At 66.4% G+C, this 14,358-nt stretch carries 13 protein-coding genes; 9 read left to right on the top strand and 4 right to left on the bottom strand.

Annotated features, from left to right (window positions below; all coding sequences use genetic code 11):
• The first annotated feature begins 4 nt into the window (after window positions 1–4).
• From ACGHN1_RS14335 to ACGHN1_RS14295, 9 genes are all read left to right on the top strand, one after another.
• The gene (locus ACGHN1_RS14335) at window positions 5–1,039 is read left to right on the top strand and encodes an AAA family ATPase (protein WP_390551543.1); all 1,035 of its coding nucleotides are present in this window, start codon (window positions 5–7) and stop codon (window positions 1,037–1,039) included.
• A 4-nt stretch (window positions 1,040–1,043) separates the two neighbouring features.
• Complete coding sequence (locus ACGHN1_RS14330) at window positions 1,044–2,708, top strand: preprotein translocase subunit YajC (protein ID WP_390551542.1); 1,665 nt, start codon at window positions 1,044–1,046, stop codon at window positions 2,706–2,708.
• 13 nt (window positions 2,709–2,721) lie between these two features.
• Window positions 2,722–3,903, top strand: coding sequence for an AAA family ATPase (locus ACGHN1_RS14325; RefSeq protein ID WP_390551541.1), 1,182 nt, complete (start codon window positions 2,722–2,724; stop codon window positions 3,901–3,903).
• 79 nt (window positions 3,904–3,982) lie between these two features.
• The gene (locus ACGHN1_RS14320) at window positions 3,983–4,828 is read left to right on the top strand and encodes an XrtA system polysaccharide deacetylase (protein WP_390551576.1); all 846 of its coding nucleotides are present in this window, start codon (window positions 3,983–3,985) and stop codon (window positions 4,826–4,828) included.
• Window positions 4,825–5,889: a FemAB family XrtA/PEP-CTERM system-associated protein gene (locus tag ACGHN1_RS14315; RefSeq protein WP_390551540.1), complete on the top strand. Its 1,065-nt coding sequence runs from the start codon at window positions 4,825–4,827 to the stop codon at window positions 5,887–5,889. The genes ACGHN1_RS14320 and ACGHN1_RS14315 overlap by 4 nt, the downstream gene beginning before the upstream one ends.
• Window positions 5,890–5,901: 12 nt before the next feature.
• Window positions 5,902–7,134 carry a TIGR03087 family PEP-CTERM/XrtA system glycosyltransferase gene (locus tag ACGHN1_RS14310; protein WP_390551539.1) on the top strand — a complete coding sequence of 411 codons (1,233 nt, stop codon included), beginning with the start codon at window positions 5,902–5,904 and terminating at the stop codon, window positions 7,132–7,134.
• A 70-nt stretch (window positions 7,135–7,204) separates the two neighbouring features.
• Window positions 7,205–8,140 carry an exosortase A gene (gene xrtA, locus ACGHN1_RS14305; protein ID WP_390551575.1) on the top strand — a complete coding sequence of 312 codons (936 nt, stop codon included), beginning with the start codon at window positions 7,205–7,207 and terminating at the stop codon, window positions 8,138–8,140.
• A gap of 11 nt (window positions 8,141–8,151) precedes the next feature.
• Window positions 8,152–10,050, top strand: a complete 1,899-nt coding sequence (locus tag ACGHN1_RS14300; RefSeq protein ID WP_390551538.1) for an XrtA/PEP-CTERM system amidotransferase — start codon at window positions 8,152–8,154, stop codon at window positions 10,048–10,050.
• Between the two features lie 189 nt (window positions 10,051–10,239).
• Window positions 10,240–11,190, top strand: a complete 951-nt coding sequence (locus ACGHN1_RS14295; protein ID WP_390551537.1) for a crotonase/enoyl-CoA hydratase family protein — start codon at window positions 10,240–10,242, stop codon at window positions 11,188–11,190.
• A 3-nt stretch (window positions 11,191–11,193) separates the two neighbouring features.
• Here the strand turns inward: ACGHN1_RS14295 and ACGHN1_RS14290 are convergent, their stop codons facing one another.
• The 4 genes from ACGHN1_RS14290 to ACGHN1_RS14275 form a co-directional block, all read right to left on the bottom strand.
• Window positions 11,194–11,892 carry a pirin family protein gene (locus ACGHN1_RS14290; protein WP_390551536.1) on the bottom strand — a complete coding sequence of 233 codons (699 nt, stop codon included), beginning with the start codon at window positions 11,890–11,892 and terminating at the stop codon, window positions 11,194–11,196.
• A gap of 83 nt (window positions 11,893–11,975) precedes the next feature.
• On the bottom strand, window positions 11,976–13,097 hold the full coding sequence (zapE, locus tag ACGHN1_RS14285; RefSeq protein WP_390551535.1) for a cell division protein ZapE: 1,122 nt from the start codon (window positions 13,095–13,097) through the stop codon (window positions 11,976–11,978).
• Window positions 13,094–13,564: a PaaI family thioesterase gene (locus tag ACGHN1_RS14280; protein WP_390551534.1), complete on the bottom strand. Its 471-nt coding sequence runs from the start codon at window positions 13,562–13,564 to the stop codon at window positions 13,094–13,096. Before ACGHN1_RS14280 ends, zapE begins: the two co-directional genes overlap by 4 nt.
• A 1-nt stretch (window position 13,565) precedes the next feature.
• Window positions 13,566–14,348 carry a succinate dehydrogenase iron-sulfur subunit gene (locus ACGHN1_RS14275; RefSeq protein ID WP_390551533.1) on the bottom strand — a complete coding sequence of 261 codons (783 nt, stop codon included), beginning with the start codon at window positions 14,346–14,348 and terminating at the stop codon, window positions 13,566–13,568.
• Window positions 14,349–14,358: the final 10 nt, after the last annotated feature.

Below are 14,358 nucleotides of genomic sequence, written 5' to 3'. Positions count from 1 at the left end.
GGATGTGAACAAACCCGTTAAGATCGTCCCTTCCGAGGACACGGCCGAGAACGGCCAGAAGCGGGGTTCGCTGTTCGAGCGGGCGGGCGATTCCTTCGGGCTCGACCGGTTGGCACCGGCCAAGGTTCCCGAGCATCTGCCGGATGCGAGGAAGCGATTGCCGACGCCGGATCCGAAGCCCGCTACCGGAACTGCTCCCGCGCCGCACATGGCTCCGGCGACCCCGGATGCGCCGCCACCGCTGCGGCAGGAACCTGTCCCGGCACCTGCTCGTGCCAAGCGCGAGGAGGTGCGTGGCACCGCCGTCCGTTTCCCCGCTGCGACCCACGCCGTTTCTCGCGATCGCCTGCGCGAGCATGGCCTCATCGATCCCGACGCGGCGACGAGCGCGCTGTTCGAGGAGTTCCGCATCGTCAAACGGCAGATCCTCGCCACGATCGAGGACGAGGGCACCGCCCTGTCCCGCCGGGTCCTGATTACCTCGCCGCACATGGGCGAGGGCAAGACCTTCTGCTCGATCAACCTCGCTCTCGCGCTCGCCGCGGAGGAGAATATCGAGGTTCTGCTGGTCGATGCCGATTTCGCCAAGCCGTCGATCGTGGGGCGTCTCGGTCTGGAAGCCGGTCCTGGCCTGATGGATGCGCTGGCGGGCTCGGATGTTCCGGTCGAGGAGCATGTTCTCAAGACCGATATCGCCAATCTTTTCGTGCTTCCCGCCGGACGGCGCGCCCAGCGCGATGCCGAACTGCTCGCCAGCGAGCGGACATGGGAAGTGCTGGGCCGCCTGACCCGCGGCGCGCCGGACCGCGTTCTCGTGTTCGACAGCCCGCCGGCGCTCGCCGCCTCTCCGGCAGCGGAACTTGCCAAGCATGTCGGCCAGACGCTGCTCGTTGCCCGCGCCGACACCACGTCGCGCGTGGCGCTGGAGGATGCGGTCGATCTGCTTTCCGGGTGTCAGGATATCCGCCTGATGCTCAACGATGCGACTTTCAGCCCCAGTGGGCGCAGTTTCGGGCGCTACTACGGGGTGGGGGATTAATCCGATGCGCAAACCCGTAATCTTCGCGGTCATGGTGCCCTTCGCGCTCGGCGCGGCACCACTGGCGGCGCAATCCTACCAGGGCCGGGACGCCCAGGGTCCGCAGCAGGCCGGCGAAGAGGACGAGGCACCCGCGACGGGCCGCCGCGCTTCGGTCCAGCCCTATATCGAAGCATCGCAGATCGTGACCTGGCAGATGTCGCCGGGCGACGACGTGCTGACCTACACCCAGCTCGCCGCCGGGGTCGATGCCGCGCTCCAGGGCCGCAACAACGGCGCCAGCGTGTCGCTGCGCTACGAGCGCAACTTCGGTTACGGCGATGCTTCCGACAGCGACGCGCTGACCGGTCTTGCCCGGGGCTATGCCACGATCGTGCCGAACACGCTGACCATGGAAGCGGGGGCCCTCGCGTCGCGCACCAGCGTCGACACCGGCGGCGCGAACATCTTCAACCCGGCGATCGACGAGGATCTCTCCACCGAGACCTACGCCGGCTACGTCGGCCCCAATCTGACCACGCGCGTCCGGGACGTCGACGTCACGGCGAACTACCGGCTCGGCTATACCAAGGTCGACGGTCCCGACCTCGTCACCGCCAACGGCAATCAGGTCGACGTCTTCGACGAAAGCGTCACCCACAGCGCCAATTTCCGCGCCGGCCTCGCGCCATACCAACCGCTGCCGATCGGCGTCGGGGTCGGTGCGGGATATTTCCAGGAAGACGTCGACAATCTCGACCAGCGAGTGAGCGATGCGTACGTGCGCGGCGACGTCACCATTCCCGTCACGCCCGTGCTCGCGGTCGTCGCCGGCGTCGGTTACGAGAATGTCGAGGTGTCCAGCCGCGATGCGGTGCGCGATGGCGCCGGTGTTCCGGTGATCGGCGCCGATGGGCGGTTCGTGACCGACGAGAACAGTCCCCGCCGGCTCGCCTTCGAGGCCGAGGGCCTGATCTGGGACGTCGGCGTGGTCTGGCGCCCGAGCCAGCGGACCGCGCTCGAAGCGCATTACGGCCATCGCTACGACAGTGAGACCTTCTACGGCACTTTCACCTGGCAACCCAGCCGCGACACCAACGTCGGCGTCGCCGTCTACGATGGCATTTCCGGCTTCGGCGGCCGCCTGACCAATGCGCTGGCGGCGCTGCCGACCGACTTCCAGGTCATCCGCGATCCGGTGAGCGGCGAGATCATCGGCTGCGCCGGGGCCGTGGGGGCGGGTTCCTGCCTCGACGGCGCGCTCGGTTCGATCCGCTCTTCGGTGTTCCGCAGCCGCGGCGTCGTCGCCAGTTACTCGCGCCAGGTCGGCCAGTCGACCGCCAGCATCGGTGCGGGCTACGATCGCCGCAACTTCATCGGCGCGCCGGGCACCATCCTCGCCACGGCCGATGGCGTCGTCGATGAATCGATCTACCTCAACGCCGGCGTCAGCGGCCCGTTGAGCCGCAATTCGAGCTACACGGTCACCACCTATGCCAGCTGGTTCGACAGCGGCGTGACCAATATCGGCGACACCTTCGCGCTGGGCAGCTCGGCCGCCTATTACCGCAATCTTACGCGCAATCTCACGGCGCGTGCGGCGGTAGCGCTGAATTATCTCGACAGCGAGCTCACGGCCGAGGATCTCAAGACGGCATCGGCGTTGGTCGGCCTGCGCTACGATTTCTGATAGGACGCCTCACATGTTCGAAGAATTCTACGGTTTCAGCGAGCGACCCTTCCAGCTCACCCCCGACCCGGCGTTCTATTTCGAGAGCGTCACGCACAAGAAGGCGCTGTCCTATCTCGGCTACGGGCTGAACCAGGGCGAAGGCTTCGTGGTCATCACCGGCGAGGTCGGTTCGGGCAAATCCACCTTGGTCGCGCATCTCAAGGAGAAACTCGAGGAAGACCGCATGACCGTGGGCGAGGTGGTCACCAGCGCGCTCGACGGCGACGAGATGGTCCATGTTGCCGCACGCAGTTTCGGTCTCGATGTCGCCGGGCAGGACAAGGCAGGGGCGCTCGCGGCAATCGAGGCCTTCCTGCACGAGGAAGCGCGCGAGGGACGGCGCGTGCTCCTGATCGTCGACGAATCGCAGAACCTCTCGATCGGCGCGCTCGAGGAATTGCGGATGCTGTCCAATTTCCAGCTCGGCGCGCATCCGCTGCTCCAGACCCTGCTTCTCGGTCAGCCCGAATTCCGCCAGCTCATCGCCAAATCCGACGAGCTCGAACAGCTCCGCCAGCGGATCATCGCGGCGCATCACCTCGAACCGATGCAACCGGGCGAGATCGAACCCTATCTGCGCCATCGCCTCGAGCGCGTCGGCTGGGATGGGAATCCGGAGCTCGACCGTGCGATCTTCCTGCCGCTTCACAAGGCGACGGGCGGGATCCCGCGCAAGATCAATCAGGTGATGACCCGCCTCCTGCTGCTCGGTGCCGTGGAGAAGCAGGGGGTGCTCGACGCTGATCTGCTCGATGCGGTGCTCGTCGAGATGCAGGGCGATTCAGCCGAGGAGGCAACGCCGGAGACGCAGCGGCCGCGCCCCGAGCGCGACAATCTCCCGGCCGCCCAGGCGCTTGCCGAAGCGCGCAATCGCGGCACGCCGGAGCCTGCGCGCCACGACGGTGGCGGCCTGGCGGAAGCCCAGATCCAGGCGATCGAGCAGGCCTTTGCCGACCGCGACCGGGCGATGAAGGAACTTCGCCGGGAGATCGAGACCCTGCGCGGTGGCACCCAGCCCGAGACGTCGCCCGATATTGGGGATCGGCTCGCGGCGATCGACGCACGCCTCGACGAGCAGGAGCAATCCTTGCGTCAGGTCATGTCTTCGCTCATCGAGGTCCTCGAAACCAGCGGCCGGCGGGAAGCAGCCTGACGCAGGAGCGAGGGCCGATCGGGTGATCGAACGGGCAATCCAAGATACGCGCGGCGGGACCGCCAGGATCGTCAACGGCATGTCCGTCGATGTCGAGGACTGGTTCCAGGTCGGCGCTTTCGAGAACACGATCGCCCGCAGCGATTGGGATGGTCTTGCGCTCAGGGTCGCCGACAATGTCGCGCGCGTTCTCGACCTGTTCGATGCGACCGGGATCAAGGCGACCTTCTTCACCCTCGGCTGGATCGCCGAGCGCGAACCGGCGATGGTGCGCCGGATCGCCGATGCGGGCCACGAATTGGCCAGCCATGGTTACGACCACGCGCGCGTCTTCACGCTCGATCCGCGCGAATTCGCCGAGGATGTCCGCAAGACCCGCACGATCATCGAGGATGCGAGCGGCCAGGCGGTGACCGGGTACCGCGCGCCCAGCTTCTCGATCGACGCGCGCACGCCTTGGGCGCACGAAGTGCTGGCCGAGCACGGCTATGCCTATTCTTCCAGCATCGCACCCGTCGCGCACGATCATTACGGCTGGCGCGAGGCACCGCGTTTTGCCTTTCGCCCCGTGGCGGAGACTCCGCTGATCGAGATTCCGGTGACGACGGCCGTGTTCCGGGGCAGGCGGATGGCGGCGGGGGGCGGAGGGTTCTTCCGCGTCCTGCCCTATGGCTTCACCCGCTGGGCGATCCGCCAGGTCAACCGCGAGGAAGGGCGTCCGGCGGTCTTCTATTTCCACCCCTGGGAGGTCGACCCCGAACAGCCGCGCGCCACGGGAGCACCACTGCGTTCGCGTCTCCGGCATTACACGAACCTTTCGGTCATGGCCGACAAGTTGGACCGGCTCGCGCGCGAATTCGCCTGGGGACGGATGGACGCCCTTGCCGAACTGCAGGCTCAGGGCCGGCTCGAAAAAGCGGCATGAATGCGCCGGTCGCCTTGCCCACGGCGAACATCCGGCTCGCGCGGATGCGCGAAGCCGACGAGATCGCGCGGATCGAGGGCTTCGTGGAGGAGCGGGACGGGTCGCTGTTCCAACGACCGGCCTGGATCGCGGCCGTGGAAAGCGGCACCGGCAATCGCGCCCGCGCTCTGCTACTCGAACGCGGAGGTGCTATTTGCGGATGGTTGCCGCTGAGCGAAATCCGTTCCGGTCTGTTCGGCGACGCGCTGGTGTCCAGCGGCTTCGGGGTCGGGGGCGGGGCGCTCGCGGACCGCGAGGAAGACTGCATCAGGCTGTGCCGCGCGGCGGAGGAACTTGCCGTGCGCGTGGCGGCGGGCACGATCGAATTGCGCGATGGCGAGGGGCCCCGCGACTGGTCCTCGGTCGCCGGCAAGCACGCCAATTTCGCCGCCGACCTTGCCACCGACGACGAGGTGCAATTGCTCGCGATCCCGCGCAAGGCGCGGGCCGAGGTCCGCAAGGGCCTGAATTCCGATCTCCGGATCACGGTGGGAACCGGCGATACGGACCGCGCGGCACATTATGCCGCCTATTCGGAAAGCGTCCGCAATCTTGGCACCCCCGTGTTTCCGCGCCGCCTGTTCGAGGCGATGATCGACGTCTTCGGCAGCGATGCCGAGATCATGACCGCCTGGCATGGCGACGTCGCGGTCTCGAGCGTGCTCTCCTTCTACCATCGCGGGACGGTGATGCCCTATTGGGGCGGGGGAACCCCTGCGGCCCGCGGGCTGCACGCGACCGAGCGGATTTATTACGAGCTCATGTGCCGGGCCCGCCGTCGCGGATGCAGCCGGTTCGATTTCGGCCGTTCGAAGACCGGCAGCGGCCCCTATCGCTTCAAGAAGAACTGGGGGTTCGACCCCGAACCCCTGACATATCGTCGCTGGGCCGCGCCGGGATGCGCAGCGCGCAACATCGATCCCTCCGAGGAGGGGCGCTCGCGCGCCATCGATCTGTGGAAGCGGTTGCCATTGCCGCTCGCCAACCGGCTCGGACCGCCGATCGCTCGCGGGCTGGGCTGAGCCGGCGGCGCCATGGGCGAAATCCTCTTCCTTGCGCATCGCATGCCCTTTCCGCCGGACCGGGGAGACAAGATCCGCTCGCACCACATCCTGCGTGGTCTAGCAGGAATCGCGCCCGTCCACGTCGCCACCTTCGCCGACACCGAAAGCGACCGCGAGATGGAGGCGGCGCTCGGCGAAGTTGCCGCCAGCCATGTGCTCGTTTCCCGCCGCAAGCCCCTGGCGCTGGCCGGGTTGCAGGCGCTGGCGACGGGTAAGCCGGTCAGCCTGACCGCCTTCGCCGATGCCAGATTGCAGGCCTGGGTCTGGAAGACGCTGGCCGAGCGCCCCATCGACACCGTGTTCGTCTTCTCCGGCCAGATGGGTCAGTATGTTCCCGCGGGTTTCGGCGGGCGCGTCATCGTCGATCTGTGCGACGTCGATTCCGCCAAGTTCGGTACCTATGCGGAAACCGCGTCGTGGCCGCGCAGCGTGGCGATGCGGCGCGAGGATCGGCTGCTCAGGGCCGAGGAGGCGCGCCTCGTTGAGCGTGCCGACGTCACCCTCCTGATATCTCGCGAGGAAGCGGCGCTGCTCCATAGCCGTCTGCCCCCAGGCGCAGAGGCCAACCTTGTCGCGCTCGGCAATGGCATCGACGCGACTTTCTTCGATCCCGCCTACGCCGCCGCACATCCTGGTGTCTCTGCGCGGCCAGGGCCGCACATCGTCTTCACGGGACAGATGGACTATCCCCCCAACGTCGCCGCTTCGCTGCGCGTGATCACCCGGTTGCTCCCCGCACTGCGCATCCGTTACCCGACCGCGGAATTCCACGTGGTCGGCAGGGCTCCCGTGAGAGAACTTCTGGAGCACGATGGCAAGGGCGGGGTCACGGTCTGGGGCGAAGTCGCCGACGTGCGGCCGTTCCTCCTTGCCGCGGATTCGGTCGTCGCGCCGCTCGAACTGGCGCGCGGCGTGCAGAACAAGGTGCTCGAAGCGATGGCCATGTGCCGCCCGGTGGTCCTGAGCGAGGAAGCCGCCACCGGCATCGCCGCCACCGACGGCACCCATTTCGCGATCGCGCGCGACGATGCGGCAATGATCGCGGCAATCACCGGTTTGATCGAGGATCGCCCGGCCGCCCACCGCATGGGCCGGATGGCGCGGGACTTCGTGCTGCGCGAACACGGCTGGTCGACGGTGCACGACAAGCTTCGGGACATCGTTTCCCGAAACAGACTGAACGACGTCCGCGATGCCGCCTGATATGGCTCCCAGCCACGCCGTCACCGCCGCCGAGCAGAGGGCAGCCGGCCGGTGGAGCGTGGCCTTGTCCATGCTTGGCCTGGCATCTCTCGCGGTCTTCACGCTGACTGCGCGGGAATGGGGCGAGATGACACACCAGTGGTGGAATAGCGCCACCTACAGCCACATCCTCCTGATCCCTGCTATCGTGGCATGGCTCGCCTGGGAGCGTCGCGATGCCTTGGCGAGGATCGCGCCCGGGGGATCGTGGGTAGGAGTGGTGCTGTTCGCGGTCGCAGCCGGCCTCTGGCTCGCAGGACGGGCGAGCGGCCTCAATCTGCTCGCCCATGCCGGTGCGGTGGGGATGCTGCAGACCGCGGTCTTTGCGCTGCTGGGTGCCCGCGTAGCGGCCCTGCTGGCGCTGCCGCTCGGCCTGATGGTCTTTCTGGTTCCCTTCGGGCAGGAGATCGTCCCCCCGATGCAGGCGATCACCGCCAAGCTCGCCATCGCGCTCACGCATTGGAGCGGCGTTCCCGCCCAGACCGACGGGATCTATATCGATACACCCGCCGGTCTCTTCATCGTCGCGGAAGCCTGCTCCGGAGTCAATTTCCTCGTCGCCGCTTTTGCCATCGGCGTGCTGGTCTGCTTCACCGCCTTCGACGGCTGGGCGCGCCGCGCCGCGTTCATGGCCGCTTCGATCATCGTCCCGATCCTCGCCAACGGCGTGCGCGCCTGGGGCACGATCTACATCGCCCAGAGCCAGGGCGTAGAATTTGCCGCCGGCTTCGATCACATCGTCTACGGCTGGATTTTCTTCGGTATCGTACTGGCGATCCTTCTCGGCGGTGCGCGCCCCTTTTTCCAGCGTACGCCGGAGGAAGCCGGGCTATCGGTGGAAGAGGCGGTCCGCCATCCGCTGGTCATTGCGGCCGAGCAGTTCGGTGGCCGGAGTGCGATCGTTTTCCCGGCTGTCCTGACGATCGCCGCCGTTGCGGCGATTGCCGCCCGGGCGAGCGGGGGCTAGCGACACGCCCCATGTGCGGGATTGCGGGCATCTTCCATTGCGGCACGCCGAAGCCGGTCGATCCCGAACGGGTACGGGGGATGACCGACGCGCTGGCGCATCGCGGGCCCGACGGTTCCGGGGTGTGGACCGCGCACGGCGTCGGCCTGGGCCATCGCCGCCTGTCGATCATCGACCTCGAGGGCTCGCCCCAGCCGATGCATTCGGTGGACGGCCGCGCCGTGATCGTCTTCAACGGCGAGATCTACAATTACCGCGAGTTGCGGCGCGAGCTGGAGAAGGACGGCGCGCGTTTCCGCACCGACGGGGATACCGAGACCATCCTCGCGGCCTGGCAGCGCTGGGGGACCGGCTGCCTCGACCGGCTCGACGGCATGTTCGCTTTCGCTCTCTACGATTGCGATCGCCGCAGCCTGTTCCTCGCTCGCGACCGCTTCGGCGTGAAGCCGCTCTTCACCGCGATGCTGAGCGATGGTAGCCTGGCATTCGCTTCGGAACTGAAGGGCTTGCTGGCGCATCCTCTGACGCGGCGCGAAGTCGATCCCCTGGCGGTCGAGGATTACATGACCTGGGGCTATGTCCCCGATCATCGGTCGATCCTCGCAGGTGTCGAGAAGCTCCCGTCAGGACATTTCCGGCTGCTCGAACACCAACGCGACCCCGCGCCGCCCCGCCAATGGTGGGACATCTCCTTCACCGAACGCGCCCGCGGTCGTCCGGACGATCTGTCGGCGGAACTCCTGCATCATCTGCGCGCCGGGGTTTCCAGCCGCATGGTGGCGGACGTTCCGCTCGGCGCCTTCCTCTCGGGCGGTGTCGATTCCTCGAGCGTCGTCGCGCTTATGGACGAGGCCGACCGTGCGCCGGTGACGACCTGTTCGATCGGCTTCGATGTCGCGGAGGTCGACGAGACCGGCCATGCGCGCCGGATCGCCGCGCTGTTCGGCACGCGTCACCACGAACGCACCGTCGCGGCCGATGGCATCGCCGAGGTCGATCGCCTCGTCGAGATTTTCGACGAGCCCTTCGCCGACGCCTCGGCTTTGCCAACCCTGCAGGTGTGCAGGCTGGCCCGTGAGCACGTCACCGTGGCCCTGTCGGGAGACGGGGCGGACGAGGCTTTCGCCGGCTACCGGCGTCAGGTCTTTCATCGCCGCGAGGAGCAGCTGCGAAGCGTCTTGCCTTCCGCGTTGCGCTCGCCGCTTTTCGGCACGCTCGGACGGATCTGGCCCAAGGCCGACTGGGCACCGCGCCCCCTGCGCGCCCGTTCCACCTTCCAGGCCCTCGCCGAGGATGGTGCGGTGGGCTACGCACGCGCTCTCGCGGTGATCCCTTCCGAACTGCGCGATCGCCTGTTCGGCGAAGGAATGCAGCGAGCAAGGGGCGATTATCGTGCGGAACAAGCGCTGATCGAGACCATGATCGAGACTCCCGGACGCAGCGGTCTCGATGCCGCGCAATACGCCGATCTCAAGTTCTGGCTGCCCGGCGATATCCTCACCAAGATCGATCGCACCAGCATGGCGGTCGGTCTCGAGGCGCGTGAGCCGCTGCTCGATCACCGGCTGGTACAATTCGCCGCCTCGCTTCCCGAAGGTCTGCGCATCCGCGGCATGCAGGGCAAATGGCTGCTCAAGCGCACCATGGAGCGCTATCTGCCGAACGACATTCTCTACCGGCCCAAGCAGGGCTTCGTGGTGCCTCTCGCACAGTGGTTTCGCGGCGATCTGGCGGGGGAGGCGCGGCGCGTCGTGCACTCGGAACGCCTCCTGCAATCCGGCTGGTTCGACCGGACCGCCCTGGCCGATCTTGCCGAAAAACACATTTCCGGCCGGTCGGACAACGGCAGGGTGCTGTGGCAGTTGCTGATGCTGGAAAAATCCTTGGCGCGCTTGGACTTAGCACGCTGAGGCGGGTGTGGCGCAAATGCCGCAAACCGGTGTTTGCGACCGGTTAACTACGTAACGCACGGATTCCTGCGGGATTTTATCGTTGCCACGGGAGTCCCGTCGCCGTTAGATTCCATCAGATAGCGGTGTTCTCAACAGGGTTTTCCACAGTCCCGGGGCCCATCGCACCGGCTTTTGCAGGGGGGCGCAATGGAGCAGGTTCGCATCGGTTCGCAGTCAACGGACGATTACTCAAAGGAAGGGCGGGCCATCGGTCTGACCGACGAGGCCGAACTCTACGCCGAAAGCGCGCGACACACCGCCATCCCGGAAGAGCTCTACCGGCTCGAACAGCTCGACGTCTTCTACGAAGAGGATTGCAAGACCCTGTGGACCTACATGCGGCCAAAGGGCAGGCCCAGCTTCAATCCCGGCATGCTCGGCGATTTCGTCAATTGGCAGCGCCTGATCGAACTCGGGTTTGGCGCCGACAAGGTGCCCTTAAAATTCCTCGTCCTCGGCAGTCGCGCGCCAGGAGTGTTCTGCTACGGCGGCGATCTGGACCTGTTCCGCAGGCTGATCGAAAACCGTGACCGCGAGGGGCTGGTCGCTTACGGCCATCGCTGCTGCCAGATCCTTCACCGCAACATCCATTCATTGGGCATCCCGATGATCACCGTCGGCCTGGTGCAAGGCGATGCGCTGGGCGGCGGGTTCGAGGCGCTGCTCAGTTTCGATTACATCATCGCCGAACGCAGCGCGACGTTCGGTCTGCCGGAAATGATGTTCGGCCTGTTCCCCGGCATGGGCGCGCATTCGCTGCTCAGCCGCATGCTCGGCACCGCCATGGCGGATCGGCTGATCGTGTCGACCGAGACCTACACGGCGCAGCAGATGTACGATCTGGGCATCGTCCACCAGATCGCGGAGGACGGGGAAGGGCTTGAGGCGACCCGCGAGTTCATCCGCAAGTCGAACCGCAAGCACGCCGGCCTCGTCAATTCGCGGCGGGCAATGAAGGTCGCCTGGGATCTCGAACTCGAGGAGCTTACCCGGATCACCGAGCTGTGGGCGGACGCCGCCCTCCAGCTCGGTGAAAAGGATCTCAAGCTGATGAACCGCCTCGTCGGCGCGCAGACAAGGCTCGTCGGTGCCGGCTGACGCCTAGCGGGCGTCGACCATCACCACCTCGGCATCGTCCAGCGCCTCGACGGTTATCGTCTCCTCGCCGGTTATCGCAACACCGTCGCGCGGTGCCGCTTCGACCCCGTTGACGCGGATGCGCCCGGTCGGCGCCACCAGATACTGATGGCGCGAGGCCCCGGTAGTCCAGTGCGCGGTCTGACCGGCCTTCAGCGTCGCGGCGACGACCTTGGCGTCGGTACGGATCGAGAGGGCATCGTCTTCCTCCGGCGATCCGCTGGCGAGCACCTCGAATGCGCCGTCGCGGCTCGCGCGCGGAAATTCGCGCTGGCCCCAGCCGGGTTTCTCGCCGCGGCGGTCGGGGATGATCCAGATCTGGAACAGCGTGGTCGCCTCGTCCTCCAGATTGAATTCGGCATGGGTGATGCCGGTGCCGGCGCTCATCACCTGCACGTCGCCCGCGGCGGTGCGGCCTTCGTTGCCGAGCGAATCCTTGTGCGTGATCGCTCCGGTGCGGACGAAGGTGACGATTTCCATGTCGCTGTGCGGGTGCGGCGGGAAGCCGGACTTCGCGGCGATGGTGTCGTCGTTCCAGACGCGGATCGAGCCCCAGCTCATGCGGTCGGGGTCGTGATAGCTCGCGAAGCTGAAATGATGCCGCGCATCGAGCCAGCCGTGGTCGGCATGGCCGAGGGTGGCGAAAGGTCTTACGTCGATCATGGGTTTTCTCGCATCGGCGGGGAAGTTGAGCCGCCGGGACGGGCCGAAGATAATGCGTCGGGCCTGCCCTGCAAGAGCACGGTTCACGCCGCGCCGTGTCCCCGGGCCATGTAGTCCGCACTCTGCATTTCCTTGAGTCGGCTGACGGTGCGGGCGAACTCGAAGCTGCCGTCGCCGGCGGTGTAGAGGTCTTCGGGCTCGGCCGCGGCGGTGGCGAACAGCTTCACCCCCTGCTCGTAGAGCGCATCGATCAGCTTGGTGAAGCGGATCGCCTCGTTGCGGTTCTCCGGCGAAAGGCGGGGAATGCCGACGACGATCACCGTGTGATAGGCATGAGCGATGGCGAGGTAATCCGCCGCCCCCCGGTTTTCGCCGCACAACCGCTGGAAGCTGAACACCGCCACGCCCTTGAGGCTCTTGGGAACATGAAGCGTCCTGCCTCCGCCGAGGTCCAACTCGCCGCTCGGGACATTCGCGGCATCCTCGGGCTTGTAATCGGTCAGGCGGAAGAAGGCTTCGCGCACTTGCGCGGTCGCCTCGTCGCCCAACGGGACGTGCCAGGTATCGAGGCCGCCCAGACGGTCGAGCCGATAATCGGTCGGGCCGTCGAGCGGCAGCACATCGAGCCTCTGCTGCACGAGGTCGATGAAGGGCAAGAACAGCGAGCGATTGAGCCCGTCCTTGTAGAGGTCCTTCGGCGGACGATTGCTGGTGGTGACGATGGCCACCCCCTCCTCGACGATCAGCGCGGTGAACAGCCGGCTCATGATCGCCGCGTCGGCGGTGTTGTTGACCACCATCTCGTCGAAGGCGAGGCAGCGTACCCCGGAAGCGATCTTCTCCGCCACCGGCGCGATCGGATCGCCTTTCTCGCTTGCCCGCTCGTCGCGGATCATCCGGTCGACCTCGAGCATGAAGGCGTGGAAATGCACGCGCCGCTTGGCCTCGATCGCGAGTGTCTCCACAAAAAGGTCCATCAGCATCGATTTGCCGCGTCCGACTCCGCCCCACATGTAGACGCCGCGCGGGGTGGCCGGCTCGCCGCTGCCGAACAGTCGTGCGAGAAAGCCACCGCCACCGCCGGTTTCCAGCTCCAGTTCCTTCTGGAGCTTCGCCAGTCGCTCGACGGCGGCGTACTGGTCGGCATCGGGTCTGAGCTCGCCGCCGGCGACGAGCGCATCGTAGCGCGCGAGAATGCCGCTCATTGCGAAGGGCTTCGGCGCTGCATCTTCTTGACGATGCCGGAGAAGCTGGCGACCACGCTTTCCTCCTGCTCCACCGTGCCGCGGACGAAGACGAAGCTGCCCGTCTCGCGCATGATCTCGGTGACCGCGTCGAGCGGGCGATCGGACATTCCTGCGCCGGTGAACTGGGTCGACAGCTCGAGTGTGACCGACGGCCCGGGGTTGCCGCTGCCAAGCGTATGCATGGTGGTGAACAGGCTGATGTCGATCAGCGCCAGTGTCACCGCGCCATGGATGATGCCCTGGAGGTTTTCGTGCCGGCGTTCGGGAAACATCCGCAGGCGGGCCCTGCCATCATCGTCGATCCGGGTGATGAGCTTGCCCATCACCGCGCCGTTGAACAGCGTCTCGTCCTTGAGGTTCCAGTGGCGCCAGCCCGGATTGTCCGGGTCCGGCCCGTGCTCGAACACGTCTTCGGGCAGCACCACGTCAGATGTGGCGCTCGGCCAGCATCTTCTTCGTCTCGGCGATGGCCTTGGCCGGATTGAGGCCCTTGGGACAGACGTTGGCGCAATTCATGATCGTGTGGCAGCGATAGAGCCGGAAGGGATCTTCCAGCTGGTCGAGCCGCTCGCCGGTCATTTCGTCGCGGCTGTCGGCGAGCCAGCGATAGGCCTGGAGCAGGATAGCCGGGCCGAGAAACTTGTCGGAATTCCACCAATAGCTGGGGCAAGCCGTCGAGCAGCAGGCGCAAAGGATACACTCGTAGAGCCCGTCGAGCTTCTCGCGCTGGTCGGGCGATTGCAGCCGCTCCTTGCCGCTCGGGGTCGTGCTGACGGTCTGCAGCCACGGCCGGATGCTTGCATATTGCGCGTAGAAATGGGTGAAATCGGGGACGAGGTCCTTGATCACGTCCATATGGGGCAGGGGGGTGATCCGCACTTCGCCCTTCAGATCCTCGATCGCGGTGGTGCAGGCGAGGCCGTTCTTTCCGTTCATGTTCATCGAGCAGGAACCGCAGATCCCCTCGCGGCACGAGCGGCGGAAGGTCAGCGTCGGATCGATCTCGTTCTTGATCTTGAACAGTGCGTCGAGGACCATCGGCCCGCAGGCGTCGAGATCGATATCGAACGTATCGTAACGCGGGTTCTCGCCGCTGTCGGGATCGTAGCGATAGATCTTGAAGCTGCGTGTCCGCCCGCCGCCCTCTGCCGCATGGGTCCGGCCCTTGCCGGTGATCTTCGAATTCTTCGGAAGGGTGAAAGTCGCCATGTCCGCCGTC

Origin of the sequence: Qipengyuania sp. MTN3-11 (assembly GCF_042851825.1) — a bacterium.
In the GTDB taxonomy this organism is placed as follows: Bacteria; Pseudomonadota; Alphaproteobacteria; order Sphingomonadales; family Sphingomonadaceae; genus Qipengyuania.
Note: the sequence above shows the minus strand (reverse complement) of the source record. Positions and strands in the feature narration are given on the sequence as shown.

Coding starts and splice junctions, on each gene's coding strand:
- ACGHN1_RS14330 (WP_390551542.1), top strand. CDS start 1,044: ATGCGCAAACCCGTAATCTTCGCGGTCATGGTGCCCTTCGCGCTCGGC.
- ACGHN1_RS14325 (WP_390551541.1), top strand. CDS start 2,722: ATGTTCGAAGAATTCTACGGTTTCAGCGAGCGACCCTTCCAGCTCACC.
- ACGHN1_RS14320 (WP_390551576.1), top strand. CDS start 3,983: ATGTCCGTCGATGTCGAGGACTGGTTCCAGGTCGGCGCTTTCGAGAAC.
- ACGHN1_RS14315 (WP_390551540.1), top strand. CDS start 4,825: ATGAATGCGCCGGTCGCCTTGCCCACGGCGAACATCCGGCTCGCGCGG.
- ACGHN1_RS14310 (WP_390551539.1), top strand. CDS start 5,902: ATGGGCGAAATCCTCTTCCTTGCGCATCGCATGCCCTTTCCGCCGGAC.
- xrtA (WP_390551575.1), top strand. CDS start 7,205: ATGCTTGGCCTGGCATCTCTCGCGGTCTTCACGCTGACTGCGCGGGAA.
- ACGHN1_RS14300 (WP_390551538.1), top strand. CDS start 8,152: ATGTGCGGGATTGCGGGCATCTTCCATTGCGGCACGCCGAAGCCGGTC.
- ACGHN1_RS14295 (WP_390551537.1), top strand. CDS start 10,240: ATGGAGCAGGTTCGCATCGGTTCGCAGTCAACGGACGATTACTCAAAG.
- ACGHN1_RS14290 (WP_390551536.1), bottom strand. CDS start 11,892: ATGATCGACGTAAGACCTTTCGCCACCCTCGGCCATGCCGACCACGGC.
- zapE (WP_390551535.1), bottom strand. CDS start 13,097: ATGAGCGGCATTCTCGCGCGCTACGATGCGCTCGTCGCCGGCGGCGAG.
- ACGHN1_RS14275 (WP_390551533.1), bottom strand. CDS start 14,348: ATGGCGACTTTCACCCTTCCGAAGAATTCGAAGATCACCGGCAAGGGC.